Origin of the sequence: Reyranella massiliensis 521 (assembly GCF_000312425.1) — a bacterium.
Taxonomy (GTDB): Bacteria; Pseudomonadota; Alphaproteobacteria; order Reyranellales; family Reyranellaceae; genus Reyranella; species Reyranella massiliensis.
In genome coordinates this window covers 3,995,877-4,014,332 of sequence record NZ_HE997181.1, presented here as the reverse complement: position 1 = coordinate 4,014,332, position 18,456 = coordinate 3,995,877, and the positions used below count along the sequence as shown (strand labels likewise).

At 65.0% G+C, this 18,456-nt stretch carries 18 protein-coding genes; 4 read left to right on the top strand and 14 right to left on the bottom strand.

The window, feature by feature from the left end; genetic code table 11:
* Positions 1-61: 61 nt before the first annotated feature.
* From phnE to psrA, 4 genes are read right to left on the bottom strand one after another with little or no spacing between them, the layout of a single operon-like run.
* Positions 62-865, bottom strand: coding sequence for a phosphonate ABC transporter, permease protein PhnE (phnE, locus tag BN60_RS19575; protein WP_020697833.1), 804 nt, complete (start codon positions 863-865; stop codon positions 62-64).
* A 2-nt stretch (positions 866-867) separates the two neighbouring features.
* On the bottom strand, positions 868-1,713 hold the full coding sequence (phnC, locus tag BN60_RS19570; RefSeq protein ID WP_020697832.1) for a phosphonate ABC transporter ATP-binding protein: 846 nt from the start codon (positions 1,711-1,713) through the stop codon (positions 868-870).
* Positions 1,714-1,730: 17 nt separating this feature from the next.
* Positions 1,731-2,612: a phosphonate ABC transporter substrate-binding protein gene (phnD, locus tag BN60_RS19565; protein WP_020697831.1), complete on the bottom strand. Its 882-nt coding sequence runs from the start codon at positions 2,610-2,612 to the stop codon at positions 1,731-1,733.
* A 35-nt stretch (positions 2,613-2,647) separates the two neighbouring features.
* Positions 2,648-3,760, bottom strand: coding sequence for an iron-containing alcohol dehydrogenase PsrA (gene psrA, locus BN60_RS19560; protein ID WP_020697830.1), 1,113 nt, complete (start codon positions 3,758-3,760; stop codon positions 2,648-2,650).
* 104 nt (positions 3,761-3,864) lie between these two features.
* Between psrA and BN60_RS19555 the strand changes: the two genes are divergently transcribed.
* On the top strand, positions 3,865-4,782 hold the full coding sequence (locus BN60_RS19555) for a LysR substrate-binding domain-containing protein (RefSeq protein WP_020697829.1): 918 nt from the start codon (positions 3,865-3,867) through the stop codon (positions 4,780-4,782).
* Here the strand turns inward: BN60_RS19555 and BN60_RS19550 are convergent.
* The 7 genes from BN60_RS19550 to BN60_RS19520 are packed head-to-tail and all read right to left on the bottom strand — an operon-like array spanning position 4,730 to position 10,822.
* Complete coding sequence (locus BN60_RS19550) at positions 4,730-5,530, bottom strand: SDR family NAD(P)-dependent oxidoreductase (protein WP_020697828.1); 801 nt, start codon at positions 5,528-5,530, stop codon at positions 4,730-4,732. The genes BN60_RS19555 and BN60_RS19550 overlap by 53 nt on opposite strands.
* Position 5,531: 1 nt before the next feature.
* Positions 5,532-6,086, bottom strand: coding sequence for a carboxymuconolactone decarboxylase family protein (locus BN60_RS19545; RefSeq protein WP_020697827.1), 555 nt, complete (start codon positions 6,084-6,086; stop codon positions 5,532-5,534).
* A gap of 18 nt (positions 6,087-6,104) precedes the next feature.
* Positions 6,105-6,917, bottom strand: a complete 813-nt coding sequence (locus BN60_RS19540; RefSeq protein WP_020697826.1) for an SDR family NAD(P)-dependent oxidoreductase — start codon at positions 6,915-6,917, stop codon at positions 6,105-6,107.
* A 10-nt stretch (positions 6,918-6,927) separates the two neighbouring features.
* Entirely contained in the window at positions 6,928-7,767 is an 840-nt protein-coding gene (locus BN60_RS19535) for an SMP-30/gluconolactonase/LRE family protein (protein ID WP_020697825.1), read from the bottom strand.
* Complete coding sequence (locus BN60_RS19530; RefSeq protein WP_020697824.1) at positions 7,764-8,660, bottom strand: MBL fold metallo-hydrolase; 897 nt, start codon at positions 8,658-8,660, stop codon at positions 7,764-7,766. Before BN60_RS19530 ends, BN60_RS19535 begins: the two co-directional genes overlap by 4 nt.
* Before the next feature lie 16 nt (positions 8,661-8,676).
* Positions 8,677-9,789 (bottom strand): S-(hydroxymethyl)glutathione dehydrogenase/class III alcohol dehydrogenase, encoded by a 1,113-nt coding sequence (locus BN60_RS19525; protein ID WP_020697823.1) that lies wholly within the window; start codon positions 9,787-9,789, stop codon positions 8,677-8,679.
* 52 nt (positions 9,790-9,841) lie between these two features.
* Positions 9,842-10,822, bottom strand: coding sequence for an NAD(P)H-dependent flavin oxidoreductase (locus tag BN60_RS19520; RefSeq protein WP_043284127.1), 981 nt, complete (start codon positions 10,820-10,822; stop codon positions 9,842-9,844).
* A 112-nt stretch (positions 10,823-10,934) separates the two neighbouring features.
* On the opposite strand from BN60_RS19520, the gene BN60_RS19515 reads away from it, so the two are divergent.
* The gene (locus BN60_RS19515; RefSeq protein WP_020697821.1) at positions 10,935-12,149 is read left to right on the top strand and encodes an LLM class flavin-dependent oxidoreductase; all 1,215 of its coding nucleotides are present in this window, start codon (positions 10,935-10,937) and stop codon (positions 12,147-12,149) included.
* A 19-nt stretch (positions 12,150-12,168) separates the two neighbouring features.
* On the opposite strand, the gene BN60_RS19510 is transcribed toward BN60_RS19515, so the two are convergent.
* Positions 12,169-12,975 (bottom strand): metal-dependent hydrolase, encoded by an 807-nt coding sequence (locus BN60_RS19510; protein WP_020697820.1) that lies wholly within the window; start codon positions 12,973-12,975, stop codon positions 12,169-12,171.
* A gap of 125 nt (positions 12,976-13,100) precedes the next feature.
* Between BN60_RS19510 and BN60_RS19505 the strand changes: the two genes are divergently transcribed.
* Together BN60_RS19505 and BN60_RS19500 are read left to right on the top strand one after the other, a co-directional pair.
* On the top strand, positions 13,101-14,273 hold the full coding sequence (locus tag BN60_RS19505) for a thiolase domain-containing protein (protein WP_020697819.1): 1,173 nt from the start codon (positions 13,101-13,103) through the stop codon (positions 14,271-14,273).
* 3 nt (positions 14,274-14,276) lie between these two features.
* The gene (locus tag BN60_RS19500) at positions 14,277-14,672 is read left to right on the top strand and encodes a Zn-ribbon domain-containing OB-fold protein (RefSeq protein ID WP_020697818.1); all 396 of its coding nucleotides are present in this window, start codon (positions 14,277-14,279) and stop codon (positions 14,670-14,672) included.
* On the opposite strand, the gene mhpA is transcribed toward BN60_RS19500, so the two are convergent.
* Complete coding sequence (mhpA, locus tag BN60_RS19495) at positions 14,659-16,107, bottom strand: bifunctional 3-(3-hydroxy-phenyl)propionate/3-hydroxycinnamic acid hydroxylase MhpA (protein ID WP_020697817.1); 1,449 nt, start codon at positions 16,105-16,107, stop codon at positions 14,659-14,661. The two genes, BN60_RS19500 and mhpA, sit on opposite strands and share 14 nt — an antisense overlap.
* Complete coding sequence (locus tag BN60_RS19490; RefSeq protein ID WP_215905924.1) at positions 16,086-18,422, bottom strand: xanthine dehydrogenase family protein molybdopterin-binding subunit; 2,337 nt, start codon at positions 18,420-18,422, stop codon at positions 16,086-16,088. The genes mhpA and BN60_RS19490 overlap by 22 nt, the downstream gene beginning before the upstream one ends.
* Positions 18,423-18,456: the final 34 nt, after the last annotated feature.

Sequence of the window (18,456 nt, the reverse complement as noted above, 5' to 3'; positions counted from 1 at the left end):
CTGGTTGCGTCGGCGGCGAAAGTGACGCGAGAGGGAGGAGGCGTCGAGAGCCGGCTTCCGGCTAGCGGATCATTGCGCGCAGTTTTGAGGATAGCAGATCCGCGGCGAGCACAAGGATCAGGATCACGATTACACATGCGGCAGTGTCTTCGTAGGCAAAGAGCTTCATCGAGCTGATGAGCTCGAAACCGATGCCGCCTGCGCCCACCATGCCCAGCACCGTGGAGACGCGGATGTTGGTTTCGAAGCGATAGAGCACGACGCCGATCCATGCCGGCAAGACCTGCGGCAATACGCCGAAGACGATGCGCTGCAAGGTTCCGGCGCCGGCAGCACGCAGCGCATCGAGCGGGCCTTCGTCGATTTCCTCGATGGCTTCTGCGAAGAACTTGCCCAGCATGCCGGCACCGTGAATGGCGATGGCCAGCACGCCGGCGAAGGGACCGAGGCCGACCGCGGCCACGAAGATCAGCGCCAGGATGATTTCGTTGATGCCGCGCATCACGTTCAGGACCTGGCGTAGACCATGGAACACCCAGGCATAGGGCGAGAGATTTCGCGCGGCGAAGAAACAGACCGGCAGGGCCAGTAAGACGCCGAGCAAGGTACCCCACAGGGCGATCTGAACGGTTTCGACAGCCGGCCGCACCAGCTTCTGCATGAAGGCGAAGTTGGGGGGCAGCATGCGCCCGATGAAATCGCCGATCCACGGCAAGCCGCCAATCAGGCCCGACACGCTGAGCTGCGTACCCAGCGCCGCCCACCACAGCACGGCGAGCGACAAGCCGAGAATTGGTACAAGGATCCACCAGCCGAGCGGTCCACGCGGCTTGTTGACCACGAATTGCAGGGTGCCGATCGACATGGTCAGGCCCTCCCTTCACTGGAAGGCTGACCGCTGGCAGCCTGGGCGATGACGGCTTCGGCGGCGGCGCGCCGACGTTCGGTGAGACGCTGGGCGGCATCGAGAACGTTGGGGTCGTCGAGGCCTGGATAGATGCTGCGGATCACGTCGCCGCTCACACCGGCCGGCGCGCCGTCGTACACGACTTCGCCGCCGGAAAGGCCGACGACACGCTCGGCGAACTCCAGCGCATAGTCGATCTGGTGCAGGTTGCAGAGCACGGCGATGTTGGATTCCTTGCAGCTCTTCTTGAGATAGTTGAGCACCGTGCGCGACGTCTTGGGATCGAGACTCGCGACCGGCTCGTCGGCCAGCATGAACTTGGGCTGCTGGGCCAGGGCGCGGGCAATGCCGACCCGCTGCTGCTCGCCGCCCGAGAGCGCGTCGGCGCGGTTTCGCGCCTTGTGCGCCATCGCCACCTGTTCGAGACAGTGCATGGCGATCTTCACGTCGGCCTCGGGAAAGAGCTGCAGGCTGCTTAATACGGGTGAGAGATCGGCCATCCGGCCGACCAGCACGTTCTTCAGCACGGAGAGCCGCTTCACGAGATTGTGCTGCTGGAAGATCATGGCGACGTTGCGCCGAAGCAGGCGCAAGTCGCGACGGTTTGACGAAAGCGAGGTGCCGTCGACCAGGATGTCGCCGGCCGTCGGTTCGATCAGGCGGTTGATGCATCGTAGCAAGGTCGACTTGCCAGCCCCCGATGGGCCCAGCACGACGACGAATTCGCCGGGCCGGATCGAGAGGCTGACATCGCGCAGTGCCTGATGATCACCGTAGGACTTGGCCAGTCCGCGGATCTCGATCATGTCGCGATCTCCCGCCGCTACTTCTGCTTCTTGAGGTCGATGTTGGCGAGTTTGGCTGTCTCGCGAACCACGTCGTAGGCTTGATCGTTGGTTTCCTTGAAGCCGTTCAGCTTGCCCTGGTCGGACCAGTTGAGGTCCTTGATGCCTAGGAAGGCCGCTTTGACCTTGGCCTTCATCTCGGGTGAGAGGTCCTTGCGCCACACCATGGGCGACTCGGGGATCGGCGGGGAACGCCAGACGACTTCGATCTGGTCGGCTTTGATGTGGCCCTTTGCGATGGCGGCATCGAGGATGCGGTCGGCGATGGTCGCGGCATCGACCTTGCCGTTGGCGACGGCCAGCGCATTGGCGTCATGCGCGCCGGTGAAGATCACCGTCTTGAAGTCGCGCTTGGGATCGATGCCGGCCTTGATCAATCCGGCCAGGGGGAACGCGTAACCCGAGGTCGACGCAGGATCGACGAAGGCGAAGTTCTTGCCCTTGAGATCGTCGAGCTTTTTGATGCCGCTCGATTTCAGGGCGATGATCTGGCTGTGATAGTAGGTGCGGCCCGCCTTGGCCGTCTCGGCGATGGCGAAGGCCTCGACCGGCGTCACCGTGGTGGCCAGCACATAGGAGAAGGGCCCGAGATAGGCGATGTCGAGATGCTTGGCGCGCAGTGCTTCGATGACGCCGTTATAATCGGTGGCGACGAAGCCCTGAACCTTGAGGCCGGAATTCTTCTCGACCGCGTCGAGGATGTCCTTGCTCTGCGCCAGCATGGCACGCGAATCCTCGGAAGGAATCAGCCCCACCTTCAGGACCTGTTGGGCATGGGCGCCGCCGCTGCCGGCCATGGAGCCGGCGAGGAGCGAACTGGCGGAAAGGAACCCGAAGTCTCGACGCGTGATCCTGATCATGGCTTGTTTCCTCCTTGTGTCTTTTCTTTGCTTGTTTACGCGGCCATTGCGGCCAACAGCGCCTCCCGGCGTCCGATGAAGTTGCGTCCGCGCTCGCCGGCGAGCGCGTGATCGACGAGGGCCGTCCAGTCTCTGGCGGCGATGCCGTGGTCGGTGGCGCGTGTCGACACGCCGAGCTTTTCCAATGTCGCTTCGAGGCGTGCGGCGCCGGCCTGCAGGTTGGAGCCGAAGATGTTCTTCAGGGCTGCGTCGCAGGCCAGATCGCAGCCGATGACGGCGCGCATCACCATGGGCAGGCTGAAGGAACAGGCGATGCCGTGCGGCACGCCGTGATGCAGGGTGAGATGATAGGAAAGCGAGTGGGCGAGCGAGGTCTTGGTGTTGGAGAAGGCGAGCCCGGCAAACAGGCTGGCGCGCGAGAGCCTCGATCGCAGCTCGGTGTCGCGGAGATTGTCGGCCAGGGCCGGCAGGGCTTCCAGCACCCCGCGCGCGGCCTGCTCGGCGAGCGCCGTCGAAACCGGGTTGGCGTTGACGTTCCAGATGCTTTCCAGAGCATGGCTGAGCGCATCGAGCCCGGTGCTGACGGTGATGCCGCGCGGCAGGCCGACCGTCAGCAGCGGATCGACGAGCGCGACCTCAGGATGGAGGCTGAAGCGTGCGAGCGAATATTTGTTCTTCGCCTCGGTATCCCACACCGTGGCCCAGCTCGTGACCTCGCTGCCGGTTCCAGACGTCGTCGGAATGGCGATGATCGGCGTGGTGCCCAGTGCCTCGCCGCCCTTGCCCGTTTCGAGGAAGGTGCGGACGCGCGAGAAGTCTCCCGATGCGGCGGCCAGCACCTTGGCGGCGTCGATGACCGAGCCGCCGCCCAGGGCGACAATGGCCTCGATGGGCTTGTCCGCGGCCGCGTAGAGCCGGCAGGACTCGGTGAGGCCGATAAAATCGGGGTTGGGACCGATATTGCGGACCAGGGCGGCGGGCTCGCCGGCGAGCGCCGCAAGGCGCCGCGTCAGCTCGGCGAAGACGCGGCCGCCATTGGCGTCGTCATAGGTAACGAGGCAATAGGAGCGTCCGGCCAGGACATCGCCGATGCGTTCGAACGCACCTGTGCCGAACTGCACGTCGACCGGATTGCGGTAGCGCCACATCCGCGCTTCTCCCGAAAATTCTTGTTCCTTGGTGGACAATCCTCGGGCCCGACCTCACATTTATCCAATTCAAACGAAATCACTCTGGCATTGAAAAAATCAATATGCGGCACACTCAGCTCCGGTCCTTCCATGCCGTCGCCCAGCGTATGAGCTTCACCGTTGCGGCCCGCGAGCTGGGCGTCAGCCAGCCCACCATCACCACGCAGGTGAAGTCGCTGGAGCAGGAGTTCGGTGTCGAGCTGTTCGTACGCAGAGGCCGGCGCATCGAACTCACCGAAACAGGCGACGGTCTGCTCGACATCACGCGGCGGCTGTTCGCCGACGAGAAGGAGGCTGCCGACTATCTCAACGAGACTCGCGGCCTCAAGACGGGGCATCTGAGGGTCGGCGCGGTTGGCCCATATCATGTCACCGACATGCTGGCGGCCTTCAATGCCCGTTATCCGGGAATCTACGTCTCAGTGACCGTCGGCAATTCGCGCGACACGTTGCGCGACCTGCTGGACTATCGCACTGATGTGGCGGTGCTGGCGCATGTCGATCCCGATACCCGCCTTGTCGCGATCCCGTACCGAAAGCATCGCGTCGTGGTGATGTGTCCGGCCGATCACGCGTTCGCCAGTCGGCGCGCGATCCGGGCGCGCGATATGGAAGGCGAGCGGTTGATCGTGCGCGAGGCTGGTTCGACCACGCGCCGCGCCTTCGACCAGGCGATGCGCGAAAAGGACGTGCGGCCGAAGGTGGTGATGGAGATCGGCAGCCGCGAATCGATCCGCGAGGCCGTGGCCAAGGGCATCGGCCTCGGCGTCGTCTCGGAGATGGAATTCATTCCCGATCCGCGCATCCGTGCGCTGCAGGTATCGGATGCGGAGATCTACACCTACGCCCATGTCGTGCATCTGCGCGAACGGCAGAACGCACGCTTGGTCCGGGCCTTCCTCGCGGAGCTGAGCGGCCTCCTGGCGACTACCCCCGGCGCACGCTCGCGCCGCCGTCCACCGGCAACGTCACGCCGGTGATGAAGTTGGCCTCGTCGGAGGCCAGAAACAGTGCGGCATTGGCGACGTCCCAGCCGGTGCCCATCTTCTTGCGCAGCGGCACCTTGGAGTCGCGCTCGGCCTCGACCTCGGCGCGGGTCTTCTTGAATTCGCGGGCCCGCGTGTCGACGGCCATCGGCGTGTTCATCAGGCCGGGCAGGATGACATTAGCGCGGATGCCGTACTGGGCATTCTGATAGGCAAGCTGCTCAGTGAAGGCGACCATCGCGGCCTTGGTCGCCTTGTAGGCGACATAGGGATAGGTCGTGATCACGGCCATCGAGGAGATGTTGATGATCACGCCGCTCTGCTGCTTTCGCATGATCGGCAGCACATGCTTGGCGGCAAAGATGCAGCTCTTGAGGTTGATCGCGGTGCAGCGATCGAACGCCTCTTCGGTGATGTCGCCCAGCTCGGCATCGCCGCCGGACAGCGAGACGCCGACATTGTTGTGCAGGATGTCGATGCGCCCCCAGCGCCCGTGAGCATCGGCGACCATCTTCTTGATGTCGCCTTCCTTGGTGACGTCCGCCTTGAAGGCCTCGGCGACGCCCTGGCCCTGGCGGATCAGGTCGACGGTTTCCTGGGCCGACGCGAGATTGTGATCGACGCACAGCACCTTGGCGCCTTCGCGCGCGAAAGTGAGGGCGGTGGCGCGGCCATTGCCCATGCCTTCGCCCGGGCTCTGTCCGGCGCCGACGACGATGGCGACGCGATCCTTGAGACGCATGTCACTTCACTCCGGGGATTGGATACTGCTTCAGCACTTCCTTGTAGTGGGGCTCGTTGTCGATCTGCATGGTGGCGAGCACCCGCACGACCGCACAGTAGAAGGCGATGGTGAGCACCAGGTCGGTCATGTGCTCGTTGGAGAGGTCCTTCTTGATCTCGGCGAAAGTGGCGTCGGACATGGCGAGGTCCTTCACCATCTCGCGGGCGCCCTTCAGGATCGCCTTGGCCAGCGGCTCGAGATTGCTGGGCTTGCCTTCGGTCTCGGCCATCAGAGCCTTGATGTCGTCGTCGGTGACGCCGAATTCCTTGCCGATCTTCACGTGATGGGTGAACTCGTATTCCGACTTCTCCATCCAGCCGACTTGCAGGATTGCCAACTCGCGCAGCCGCGGATCGAGCTTGCTCTTAAAGCGGATGAAGCCGCCCATGCCGTTGAAGGCGCGCGCCATGTCCGGCGAATTCACCAGCAGCTTGTGCAGGTTGGTGTTGCGCTTCAGCATGTCGCGGTATTCGGGCGCGACTTGATCGGCCTCCAGATACGGCAGGCGAGCCATCGTTGTTTCCCTCGGGTGTCAGTGGTCTTGCGAATCGCGCTCCGGACCCTGCAGGGTCACGCCGCCGTCGACGGTCAGTACCTGGCCGGTGATGTAGCGGGCGTGCGCCGACAGCAGGAAGCGCACGGCATGGCCGACGTCCCAGCCGGTGCCTTCGGTCTTCAGCACCGACGCCCTGGCGCGCTGGGACCTCGCGGCATCGCTCATGCCGCGGGCATAGACCATGGGCGTATACATCGGGCCGGGGCAGATGCAGTTGACGCGGATATTGTCCTTGCCATGGTCGACCGCCATCGCCTTGGTCAGCCCGATTACGGCGGCTTTCGATGTGGTGTAGGTCGTGAGGCCGCGCGGCCGTAAGGCCGAGATCGAGGAGATGTTGACGATCGAACCGCCTTTGGCCGTCTTGATCATCGCGGGAATCGCATGCTTGGAGACCAGGAACATCGTCTCGACGTTGACCTGCATGACGCGGCGAAACTCCTCAGGCTTCTCCTCCACGACCGAGCCGCGGCTGCCGATGCCGATATTGTTGTCGAGGAAGTCGAGGCGGCCCCAGTGATCGATTGCGGCGTCGACCAGCTGCTTGCACTCCGCCTCGTTGGTCAGGTCGCCGGCGAATGCCGCCGCATGGCCGCCTTCGGCCTTGATCATTTCGACGGTCCGTTCCGCGAGCTTCAGCTCGCGGTCGGCTACCAGCACATGCGTGCCCGCACGCGCCAGCAGGATGGCGGCGGCACGGCCATTGCCGATGCCATCGCCTGCAGCCCCACCGCCGGCGATGATCGCGACCTTGCCGGACAGGCCGGCATCGTCCTCGGGACCCTTCATTGCATTCTCCTTACGGCAATCCGGCGCCGGGTACGTCGACTCGCATGGTTTCGATCCGGCCGTCGCGCTTGTCGGCGATGGCGGGGCCGCTGCCGCTGTTGGTGACGACGAACAGGGTGCGTCGGTCCTGGCCGCCCAGCATGCAGGCATAGGCCGCGCGTGCCCCGAGATCGAGGTCGTGGGTGACCTTGCCACCTTCCAGAACGCGGATCATGTGATGGGTGAAGGCGCCAGTGACCCAGATGCCACCTTCCGCGTCGAGGCAGATGCCGTCGGGGTTGCAGTTGGGCGTTTCCGCCCAGACGCGGCGGTTCGAGAGCGTGCCGTCGGGAGCGATGTCGAACGCCGTCAGACGCTTGGCGAAGGTTTCGCCGATGATCATCGTCTTACCGTCGGGTGTGATGACGGTGCCGTTGGGGAACATCAGTCCGTCGGCTGCCCGGTGCACCGAACGGTCGGGATCGACGCGAACGAGCACGGCGGCGCGCGGCTCCTCGCCGGCATGGCGATCGAAGCCGAAGTTGCCGACATAGGCGCGGCCCTTGGCGTCGACGATCATGTCGTTGCAATGGCCGGTGGCGAGCGGCTTGAGTTCGGCTTCGACCGAAAGCTTGCCGTCGGCAAAGCGCATCAACCGACGATCGGTCATGCTGACGATCAGCATCGTGCCGTCGGGCCGCCAGCCGAGGCCGGACGGCTGGCCCGGCACCTCGACGATGGTTTCGGCCTTGCCCGCCTCGTCGACCGTCCGCACCTGGTGGACGTAGAAATCCGAGAACCACAGCTTGCCGTCGCGCCAGCGCGGCCCTTCGCCGAAGCTCAGCCCGGTGAGGAGCGGTTGGAGCTTCATCGTTGCCCACCCCCTTGCTCGTCCCATTCAATGCGGAAAGAGTTGCCTTCGGGCTTGATGTAGCCGGCGTTGGCGCCCGGGAAATGGGCGGGGCAGAGGAGCGCGTTGCTTTCGACGCAATCCTCCAGCAGCGCGCGGCGCGAGCGTGCCGACATGTCCTGGTCCCAGCAGAACTGGCTCGACCAGTCGGGGTGATAGACCTGGATCGGATGATGCATGATATCGCCCGAGAAGGTCGCGGTGCGCCCGCCATCCTTCAGGTTGATCGCGATCGAACCCGGTGTGTGGCCGGGATAGTCCTTGATGGTGAGCAGCGGGTCGGGCTGGTGATCGCTCTCGATCATCACGGCCTTGCCCGCCTCGACGATCGGCAGCACCGAATCGTCGAACGAACCGTCGTTCACCTTGCCTTCGCCCTGCGCGCCGCGCTCGGTTTCCCAGTGTGCGTATTCACGCTTGCCGAACAGATACTTGGCGTTGGGAAACGTCGGCACCCAGCGGCCGTTCTCCAGCTTGGTGTTCCAGCCGACATGGTCGACATGCAGGTGCGTGCACATCACGAAGTCGACCGACTCGGGCGGGCAGCCGCAGGCGCGCAGCCGGTTGAGGAACGGCGTGTCGAGCTTGTTCCAACCGGGATTGTGCCGCTGCTTGTCGTTGCCGAGGCAGGTGTCGATCAGGATGGTGTGGCGGCCGGTCTTCACGATCCAGGTATGGACCGACCCGACAAGACGATCCGAGCCTGCCTCGACATGCGTCGGCACCATCCAGTGCTTCTGCGCATCGAAGGCCTGCTGGTCGAACCTCGGGAACATGCGGTTGGGACGAAAGCCCGCCGCACACAGTTCCTCGACCTTCTCGATGGTGGCTCCGCCGATCCGGCGAACGGTCATGGCGTGGCTTCCTTCCCTAGAACGTGACGACGCTGCGGATCGACTCTCCCTTGTGCATCAGATCGAAGGCGTCGTTGATCTTCTCGACCGGCATCGTGTGGGTGATCAGCGAATCGATGTCGATCTTGCCGTCCATGTACCAGTCGACGATCTTCGGCACGTCGCGCCGCCCCTTGGCGCCGCCGAACGCCGTGCCGATCCAATGTCGGCCAGTCACGAGCTGGAACGGCCGCGTCGAGATCTCCTGGCCAGCGCCGGCCACGCCGATGATCACCGACTTGCCCCAGCCGCGATGGCAGCATTCCAACGCCTGGCGCATCAGTTTGGTGCTGCCGACGCATTCGAAGCTGTAGTCGGCGCCGCCATCGGTCAGTTCGACGAGATGCGCCACCAGATCCTTGTCCCCGAGGTCGTTGGGATTGACGAAGTGCGTCATGCCGAACTTGCGGCCGAGCGCTTCGCGCGCCGGATTGAGATCGACACCCACGATCATGTTGGCGCCGACCATGCGCGCACCCTGCAGCACGTTGAGGCCGATGCCGCCCAGGCCAAACACCACGACATTTGCGCCGGGCTCGACCTTGGCGGTGTTGATCACGGCGCCGATGCCGGTCGTGACACCACAGCCGATGTAGCAGACCTTGTCGAATGGTGCGTCGGGCCGGATCTTGGCCAGCGCGATCTCGGGCAGCACTGTGTAGTTCGAGAAGGTCGAGCAGCCCATATAGTGATGGATCTTCTTGCCTTTGATCGAGAACCGGCTGGACCCGTCGGGCATCACGCCCTGACCTTGGGTCGAGCGGATGGCGGTGCAGAGGTTTGTCTTGCCGGAGAGGCAGGATTTGCAGTTTCGGCATTCCGGCGTGTAGAGCGGGATCACGTGGTCGCCCTTCTTCAGCGACACGATGCCCGGCCCGACATCGACGACGACGCCTGCTCCCTCATGGCCGAAGATCACCGGGAACAGGCCCTCGGGATCGCCGCCGGACCGTGTGAATTCGTCGGTGTGGCAGACGCCGGACGCCTTGATCTCGACCAGCACCTCGCCGAACTTCGGGCCTTCGAGGTCGACCGTCTCGATCTCGAGAGTCTTGCCGGCTTCGTAGCAAACCGCTGCTTTTGTCTTCACGCTGAACTCCCCGTGCTGTGGCGCGAAGCCTAAACAGGGGAGCGGTTCTAGTCTACGCCGTGGGGCGACCGGCGAGCGCTCGCGCCATTTCAGACTTCGCCTCGCGATACTGCGAGATCAGGCGACGGCAAAGATCCGCAACAGTCGGCACGTCCTCGATGTTCCCGACGCCGTGGCCGGCCGTATAGATGTCCTTCCAGCGCTTCTTGTTCTCCCGCGAATCGACGATCTTGCCGGGAAGTGTTGTGCGCAGCACGTCGAGGTCGATGCCGGCGGCGAGCAGGCTGGGCGTCAGCCAGTTGGCCGGCGCGCCGTCGATGGAGGCGGTGAAAAAGACGTCTGTGGCGCGGGTGTTCAGGATCATCTCCTTGTGCGCCTGGGCCGCCATTGCTTCCCGCGTCGCAATGAAGCGCGTGCCGATATAGGCGAGGTCCGCGCCCATCGCTTCGGCTGCCAGTACGTCGCGTCCCGTCGTCTGGCCGCCCGCCAGCACCACGGCGAAGCTGTCACCCAGTTGCCGCACTTCATTCATCAATGCGAAGGGATTGATCGTGCCGGTGTGGCCGCCGGCACCGCCGGCGACCGCGATGACGCCATCGACTCCGGCCTCCAGTGCCTTCTCGGCGTGGCGCCGGTTGGCGATATCGTGCAAGGCGACGGCGCCCCAGCCGTGGATGCGTTTGATCGCGTCGCCCGGGGCGCCCTTCGAGGTCAGCACGACGGGTACCTTGTATTTCTCGACCAGTTCGAGATCGCGGGGATAGCGCGGGTTCGACGCATGCACGACGAGGTTCACCGCCCAGGGTGCGGGCTGCCGGCCGGCATCCTCCAGTCGCCTCATGCCCTCGACCATCTCGTCGAGCCAGTGCTGGAACTCCTCGCGGCTGCGGGTGCCGTGCGCGGGGAAGCTTCCCATGATCCCTTCGCCGCAACAGGCGAGTGCCAGGGCAGGGTTGGAAACCAGGAACATCGGAGCGGCGATGGCGGGGATCGCCATGCGCTCCATCAACCTGTGCACGTCAGCGCGTGGCATGGTCGATTCGGTGTGGTTTGGGTTTCCGCTTCGCGGCAGTGGTGGCGGCAATCAATTGGGTCATCTGGGCACATGGTGGCCTGTGCTAAGGTTGCGGTCCACGGAGGACTTCATGGCACAGACCGGCAATCATAAGGGGCTCTCATTCGGCATCTTCCTGGCGCCGTTCCACCGCGTGGGCGAGAACCCGACGCTCGCGATGGCGCGCGACATGGAGCTGATCGAGTGGATCGACGAGCTGGGCTTCGACGAGGCCTGGATCGGTGAGCACCATTCCGCCGGTTGGGAAACCATCGCCTCGCCGGAAATCTTCATCGGCGCCGCCATCGAACGCACGCGCTACATCCGCCTGGGTTCGGGCGTGACCAGCCTGCCGTATCACCATCCGCTGATGGTCGCGAACCGCTTCGTGCAGCTCGATCACATGTCGCGTGGCCGCACCATGCTGGGCTGCGGTCCGGGCGCACTGCCGTCCGACGCCTACATGATGGGCATCGAACCCTCGACGCAGCGGCCGCGCATGGAGGAGGCGCTGGCCGCCATCATGGCGCTGCTGAAGTGCGAGGAGCCGGTCACCATGAAGACCGACTGGTTCGAGTTGAAGGAAGCGCGGCTGCATCTTGCGCCGTACAGCTATCCACATTTCCCGATCGCCTGCGCCAGCACCATCACGCCCTCGGGCATGATCGCTGCCGGCAAGCACGGTCTCGGCGTGCTCTCGATCGGCGCCGGCATTCCCGGCGGGCCTGAGATGCTCGGCAAGCAGTGGGGCATCTACGAGGAGACGGCGGCCAAGCACGGCAAGACGGCGGATCGCGGCAAGTGGCGCGTCGTGGTGAATGCCCATATTGCCGAGGACGACGAGCAGGCGTTGCGCGAGGTCCATGCCGGCGAGCGTCGCGAGACTGTTACCTACTTCGAGGATACGCTCGGCCGTCCGCCGGGACGCGCCGACGACCCGCTGCGCGACGGCGTGAAGATGGGCACGACCCTGGTCGGCAGCCCCGATACGGTCGCCAAGGGCATCGAACGGCTGCTCGGTTTCTCCAACGGCGGGTTTGGCGGTGTGCTGTTCCGTGCGCACGAATGGGCGACGCGCGAGCAGACGATGCGCTCCTACGAACTCTTCGCGCGCTACGTGATGCCGCGTTTCCAGGGTTCGCTCGACACGATCGTCAATTCGAACCAGTGGGCCAAGGACAACCGCAAGGGAATCTTCGGTCCCAACGTGGCCGCCGTGAAGAAAGCCTTCACCGATGCCGGCCGCGAAGCGCCGGAGGAGTTCCGCGCCCGCACGCCCGGCGCCCGCGATGTCGCAAACGACTGATCGTTGTTGCTGACGAAGACTAGAACGTCTTCTTGTCGCCGGGGTTCATCTCCAGAACCTCGGTGGCGGTCTGGCCCAAGGCCGTCTTGTACTCCGCCGGCGTTCCGCGGAGGAACGGGTTGGTGCCGTAGTGGACCGGCAACGCCATCTTGGGCTTCAACATTTCCTTGGTGGCGTAGGCGGCGTCCTTGGGGCTCATGACGAAGTGGCCGCCGATCGGGATCAGGATCAGGTCGGGCTTGTAGTAGTCGCCGATCAGCTTCATGTCGCCGAACAGGCCGGTGTCGCCCATCTGGTAGATCTTGAAGCCGTTCTCGAGTTCGATGATGAAGCCCACGGGTTCGCCAGCCGCATAGACCGTGTCTTTTCCGGTGGCCGGATCCTTCAGCACCATCTCCGATGAATGCTCGGCATGGACCTGGGTGATCTTCACGCCGGGGAAGGGCTCGATCGTGCCCGACTTGTTCATGCGCGGCCCCAGATTGGCCGGCAAGACGCCCAGGGTCGTCAGCGTCTGGTTGAGGCCCGCCGGCGCCCACATCGGCACATTGTGCTTCTTGGCGAGTTCGACGGCATCGCCGAGATGATCGCCGTGGCCATGAGTCACCAGGATCAGGTCGACTTTGCCCAGCGCATCGAGGTTTTTGAGCTCCTGCGGCGTCTTCGGGTTCGCCATGATCCAGGGATCGATCATGATCACCTTGCCGCCCGCCGTGGTGAGCTTGAAGGCGGACTGGCCGAACCATTGCAGTTCGGGCTTGCCTTGCGCATGTGCGGCGCTGAACCACAGGCTTGCACCCAGGATGAAGGCGATGAGGCGGACCATCGTGATTATCCCTGATTTAATTCTGCAAAGCCTAACATGGTTCTTCAGGGCGGAAGTTGTCGCTTTTCCGTGAGCCGCTCCTCGGCCACGATGCAGTGCAGCAAAAAAGAGGAGAGAGCCCGCCGATGAGCATCAAGGGCAAAGCGTATATTGCCGGCATCTACGAACATCCGACGCGTCTTGCGAAGGATCTTTCGCTGGCCCAGATCCACGCCGAAGTGGCCAAGGGCGCACTGGAGGATGCCGGCCTCACCAAGGACGATGTCGACGGCTATTTCTGCGCCGGTGACGCGCCGGGTCTCGGCCCGATGTCGATGGTCGAGTACATGGGCCTCAAGGTCCGCCACGTCGATTCGACCGACACCGGCGGCTCGTCCTACGTGCTGCATGTCGGCCATGCCGCTGAGGCGATCGCCGCGGGCAAGTGCAAGGTGGCGCTGATCACCCTGGCTGGCCGGCCGCGCGCCGAGGGCATGGCGACCGGCACCGTGCCGCGCAGTCGCGGGGGCACGCCGACGCCCGACGAGCCGTTCGAGTTCCCTTATGGGCCGACCGTCGTGAACATGTACGCCATGTGCGCCATGCGCCACATGCACGAATTCGGCACGACCTCCGAACAGCTCGCCTGGATCAAGGTCGCGGCGTCGCACCATGCGCAGTACAACCCGCATGCGCTGCTAAAGGACGTGGTCACGGTCGAAGACGTCGTGAACTCGCCGATGATCTCCGATCCGCTGCACCGGCTCGACTGCTGCGTCATTACCGACGGCGGCGGCGCGATCGTGGTCGTGGCGCCGGAAATCGCGGCCAAGCTCAAGCGGCCGAAGATCAAGCTGCTGGGCGCGTCGGAGTTCATCAAGACGCAGATGGGCGGCAAGGTCGATCTCACTTACTCGGGCGCGCGCTTCACCGGCGCGGCGGCCTTTGCCGAGGCCGGCGTGAAGCCTGCCGACATCAAGTACGCCTCGATCTACGACAGCTTCACCATCACGGTGCTGATGCAGCTTGAGGATCTCGGCTTCTGCGAGAAGGGCAAGGGCGGCGCGTTCGTGGCCGACGGCAACCTGATCTCGGGCACTGGCAAGCTGCCGTTCAACACCGACGGCGGCGGGCTCTGTTCCAACCATCCGGCCAACCGCGGTGGCCTCACCAAGGTGCTCGAAGCGGTGCGTCAGCTCCGCGGCGAAGCGCACCCCAAGGTGCAGGTGAAGAACTGCGATCTCGCCATCGCGCACGGCACCGGCGGTTCACTTGGCCTGCGCCACGGCAGCGCCACCGTCATTCTGGAAAGGGAGTAAGTCATGGCCGACACCAAAGAGCGCAAGTTGCCGGCCCCGGCGATCAGCCCCGAGACGCAGGCCTATTGGGATGCGGCGGGCAAGGGCAAGCTGCTGGTGAAGAAGTGCACTTCCTGCGGCGAGGCACATCATTATCCGCGGCCGATCTGCCCGTTCTGCTTCAGCGACAAGACCGAATGGACCGAAGCCTCGGGCAAGGGCACGATCTATTCCTTCAGCGTCATGCGTCGCGCGCCGGTGCCCTACGCCATGGCCTACGTGACCCTGGCCGAAGGCCCGCGCATGGTGACCAACATCGTCGATTGCGACTTCGACAAGCTGAAGTGCGACCAGCCGGTGAAGCTGGTCTTCAAGCCGACCGACGGTGGCCCGCCGCTGCCGATGTTTACGCCGGCCTGACCGGCAGGGCCGCGACCGCGTCGACCAGCTCGGCGCGGTCCGAGGCGACTGCAAAGACATAACGATCGGGCCGCAGCACTGCGGCCCGTTTTTCGTGGGATGCCAGCCACTCCAGGCCGACGCCGGGCAACAGCACCGCATCGGTCTGCAGGCCGTCGAGCAACGCGGCCTCGCCGACCACGGCGAAGCGCTGGCCGATGGCGTCGTCCATCAAGCGACCGTCGCCGAGGCGCGGCTGCGGGAAGATGGTGCCGACGGGCGGTAGTGCATCGAGACGGCAGCCCGGCCCCAGTTGCGGCTGCGGATAGTCGAACATCTCGGCCCCCGCCGCGAAGCGCCGGTCGCGCGCACGGGCGGCATCGCGATCGGTTTCCTGCAGCACGGCTCCCAGGCGCACGGCGAGGTCTATGAAGGTGCGGACATGCGGCAGCCGCTCGCTTTCGTAGGAGTCGAGCAGCGCATCTGGGGCACTGCCTGTCACGACAGCGGCGAGTTTCCAGGCGAGGTTGGCGGCATCGCGCATGCCTGCGCACATGCCCTGGCCAAGAAAAGGCGGCGTCTGGTGACAGGCGTCTCCCGCGAGCAGCAGCCGGCCCTTGCGCCAGCCTTCCTGCACGACCGAGTGGAAGGTGTAGACGGCCGCCCTTTCCGGCCGAGCATCCTGCGGTCCCAGCCAGCGTGCGATCATCGGCCAGAAGAGATCGGGCTCGGTCACGCGAGCGGGATCGTCGCCGGGCATCAGCATGATCTCCCAGCGTCGGCGAAGGCCGCCCAGCGCGGTCCCGACATTCACGATCGTCATCGGCCGGGCCGGATCGCAGAGCTGCACCGAATGGTCGGGCAGGGCGCGCACGCGGGGCGCGTCCGGATCGCAGATGAGATCGACGACCAGCCAGGGCTGATGCAGGCCGAGATCGACCCGACGGCTGCCGATGGCGCGACGCACCAGCGAGCGCGCGCCGTCGCAGCCGACGACATAGCGCGCGTTGAGTTCGTCGACCGATCCGACGTCGTGCCCGAGTTGAACGCGCACATTGGGAAAGCGCGTCAGGCCGTCCCGTAGAATCCGTTCGAGTTCGGGCTGATGGAAGTACCAGTTGCCGGCCCAGCCATGTGGCCCCGGCCCGTCGATGCCGCGGCGGACCATGAGGGTGCGGCCTTCGGCATTGACGAAATGCATGCCTTTCGACGAGGCGCGGGCTACGGCGGCGATGTGGTCGGCAAGCCCCGCCGCCTGAAAGATACGCATGATTTCGCCGTCGAAATGCACGGCGCGCGGCAGTGGATAGATCTCGCGCTCGCGGTCGAAGATCTCGACCGCGAGTCCGGCTTGGCCCAGCAGGTTGGCCAGCAGAGCGCCGACCGGCCCGCAGCCGACGATGGCGACGTCGCTTGCGACAGTGGCGACGTCGGTCAGGAGTTGAGCGCTTCCCACACCCGCTCGGGCGTGGCCGGCATATTGATGTGACGGCCGCCCAGCGCATCGACGATGGCGTTCATCACCGAGGGCAGCGAACCCGCACAGCCTGCCTCGCCGCAGCCCTTGGCGCCCAGCACGTTGGTCTTGGCCGGCACCGAGTGATAGTCGATGTGGAAGAACGGCGTGTCTGCGGCGCGCGGCAGGGCGTAGTCGGTGAAGCTGCCGGTGAGCGGCTGGCCCTCTTCGCTGTAGACCACATGCTCGAACATCGCTTGTCCGATGCCCTGCACCACGCCGCCGTGGCTCTGGCCTTCGACCAGCAGCGGGTTAATGACGGTGCCGAAGTCGCCGACCATCGTGTACTTCACGACCTCGACGACGCCGGTATCGGGGTCGATCTCGACTTCCGCGACATGCGTGCCGTTAGGGAAGGCCGAAGGCGCCGCCTCATGGACGTGGCTGACGTCGAGCGTGTCGGGCACACCCTCCGGCAGCGCCATGCCGCCGCGCAGCTTCTCGGCCAGCTCCATGATGCCGATGCCGCGGTCGGTGCCGACGATGGTGAAGCGGCCTGTCTTGAACTCGATGTCGGCCGCCGAGGCTTCGAGGGCGACGCCGGCGATCTGCTTGCCCTTGTCGATCACCTTGTCCGAGGCTTCGACTATCGCCGCGCCCGACGCCATGATCGACTTGGAGCCGCCGGTGCCGCCGCCTGCGATCAGCAGGTCGCTGTCGCCCTGGATCAGCTTGATCCGATGGAACGGCACGCCGAGCTTCTCGGTCAGCACCTGGGCGAAAGCCGACCAATGGCCCTGGCCGTAGTCGAGGGTGCCGGTGATGATCGAGACGTCGCCGTTCGGCTCGAAGCGGATGCCGCCCATTTCCTTGGTCGGCGGCGCCGTGACTTCGAGATAGTCGCCGATGCCCAGCCCGCGCAGCCTGCCGCGCGCCTTGCTTTCGGCCTTGCGGGCGGCGAAGCCCGCGACGTCGGCCAGCTCCAGCGCCTTGTCGAGCAGGATGGTGAACTCACCGCTGTCGTAGGTGGTGCCGGAGGCCGTCTTGTAGGGCATCTCCTCGGGGCGGATATGGTTGCGGCGGCGCATCTCGACCTGGTCGATGCCCATCTCGCGGGCGGCCGTGTCGATCAGCCGTTCCATGAAGTAGTTGGCTTCCGGTCGCCCGGCGCCGCGATAGGCACCGACCGACGAGGTATGCGTGAACACCACCTTGGTCGAGACCTCGATCAACGGCGTGCGGTAGACCGCGGCGAGATTGCGCGTGACGCCCATCGACCCCATCGCCGCGCCGACATTGGCGAGATAGGCGCCGAGATTGGCATAGCCATTGAGGCGAACGGCAAGGAAGGTACCGTCCTTGTCGAGCGCCAGCTCGGCATCGAAGTCGTGGTCGCGGCCATGCTGGTCGCTGAGGAAGGCACCGCTGCGATCGTCGGTCCATTTGACCGGCCGGCCGAGCAGCTTGGAGGCATGGAACAAGCCGGCATACTCGGGATAGGGCGAGCCCTTCATGCCGAACGAGCCACCGACATTGCCGGTAAGGATGCGCATCTGCGCTGGCTTGATGTTCAGCAGCGCGGCCATCTGGTTCTTCAGGCCGAATGCGCCCTGGTTGCCGGCGTAGAGCGTGTAGCGATCGGTCTTGGCGTCGTAGTGGCCGGTCGCCGAACGAGGCTCCATGGCGCAGACGACGATGCGGTTGCTGATCAGACGCAGACGCGAGACGTGGGCCGCCTTGGCAAAGGCCTCGTCGACCTTGGCTGTGTCGCCATAGTGGAAATCGACGCCGATATTGCCCGGCACGTCGTCGAACACTAGCGGTGCTCCAGGCTGCGCAGCCGCGCGCGCGTCGGTAACGGCCGGCAGCGATTCGATATCGACCATCACGGCCTCGGCGGCATCGCGCGCCTGTGCGGCTGTCTCGGCGACCACGAAGGCCACCGGATCGCCGACGAAGCGGACCTTGTCGGTGGCGAGCGAGGGACGCGCCGGCGTCTTCATGGGCGAGCCATCGCGATTGGGCACCGGCAGTACGGTCTTGAGCGTGCCGTAGCTGGCGGCCTCGAGATCCGCGCCCGTCCAGACACCGAGCACGCCCGGCATCGTCTTGGCCTCGGAAATGTCGATGCTCTTGATCAGCCCATGCGCCACCTGGCTGCGCACCATCGCGCAATAGGCGAGGCCTTCGAGCTTGATATCGTCGCTGTAGCGGCCCTGACCCCGCAGCAGGGTCGGGTCTTCCTGGCGCGGCACGGGCTGGCCGACGCCGAATTTCATCAAATTGAGAGAGTCGGCGGCAAGAGGCGCGTTCATGGGCATCCGCTGGAAAGGAGGGAAATTTCCCACC

Bases quoted from the DNA above. Each gene is read 5' to 3' on its own strand.
- BN60_RS19530 (WP_020697824.1), bottom strand. From the start codon at position 8,660: ATGACCGTTCGCCGGATCGGCGGAGCCACCATCGAGAAGGTCGAGGAA.
- phnD (WP_020697831.1), bottom strand. From the start codon at position 2,612: ATGATCAGGATCACGCGTCGAGACTTCGGGTTCCTTTCCGCCAGTTCG.
- phnE (WP_020697833.1), bottom strand. From the start codon at position 865: ATGTCGATCGGCACCCTGCAATTCGTGGTCAACAAGCCGCGTGGACCG.
- phnC (WP_020697832.1), bottom strand. From the start codon at position 1,713: ATGATCGAGATCCGCGGACTGGCCAAGTCCTACGGTGATCATCAGGCA.
- BN60_RS19520 (WP_043284127.1), bottom strand. From the start codon at position 10,822: ATGCCACGCGCTGACGTGCACAGGTTGATGGAGCGCATGGCGATCCCC.
- BN60_RS19500 (WP_020697818.1), top strand. From the start codon at position 14,277: ATGGCCGACACCAAAGAGCGCAAGTTGCCGGCCCCGGCGATCAGCCCC.
- BN60_RS19490 (WP_215905924.1), bottom strand. From the start codon at position 18,422: ATGAACGCGCCTCTTGCCGCCGACTCTCTCAATTTGATGAAATTCGGC.
- BN60_RS19535 (WP_020697825.1), bottom strand. From the start codon at position 7,767: ATGAAGCTCCAACCGCTCCTCACCGGGCTGAGCTTCGGCGAAGGGCCG.
- psrA (WP_020697830.1), bottom strand. From the start codon at position 3,760: ATGTGGCGCTACCGCAATCCGGTCGACGTGCAGTTCGGCACAGGTGCG.
- BN60_RS19515 (WP_020697821.1), top strand. From the start codon at position 10,935: ATGGCACAGACCGGCAATCATAAGGGGCTCTCATTCGGCATCTTCCTG.
- BN60_RS19555 (WP_020697829.1), top strand. From the start codon at position 3,865: ATGCGGCACACTCAGCTCCGGTCCTTCCATGCCGTCGCCCAGCGTATG.
- BN60_RS19510 (WP_020697820.1), bottom strand. From the start codon at position 12,975: ATGGTCCGCCTCATCGCCTTCATCCTGGGTGCAAGCCTGTGGTTCAGC.
- BN60_RS19550 (WP_020697828.1), bottom strand. From the start codon at position 5,530: ATGCGTCTCAAGGATCGCGTCGCCATCGTCGTCGGCGCCGGACAGAGC.
- BN60_RS19505 (WP_020697819.1), top strand. From the start codon at position 13,101: ATGAGCATCAAGGGCAAAGCGTATATTGCCGGCATCTACGAACATCCG.
- BN60_RS19540 (WP_020697826.1), bottom strand. From the start codon at position 6,917: ATGAAGGGTCCCGAGGACGATGCCGGCCTGTCCGGCAAGGTCGCGATC.
- BN60_RS19545 (WP_020697827.1), bottom strand. From the start codon at position 6,086: ATGGCTCGCCTGCCGTATCTGGAGGCCGATCAAGTCGCGCCCGAATAC.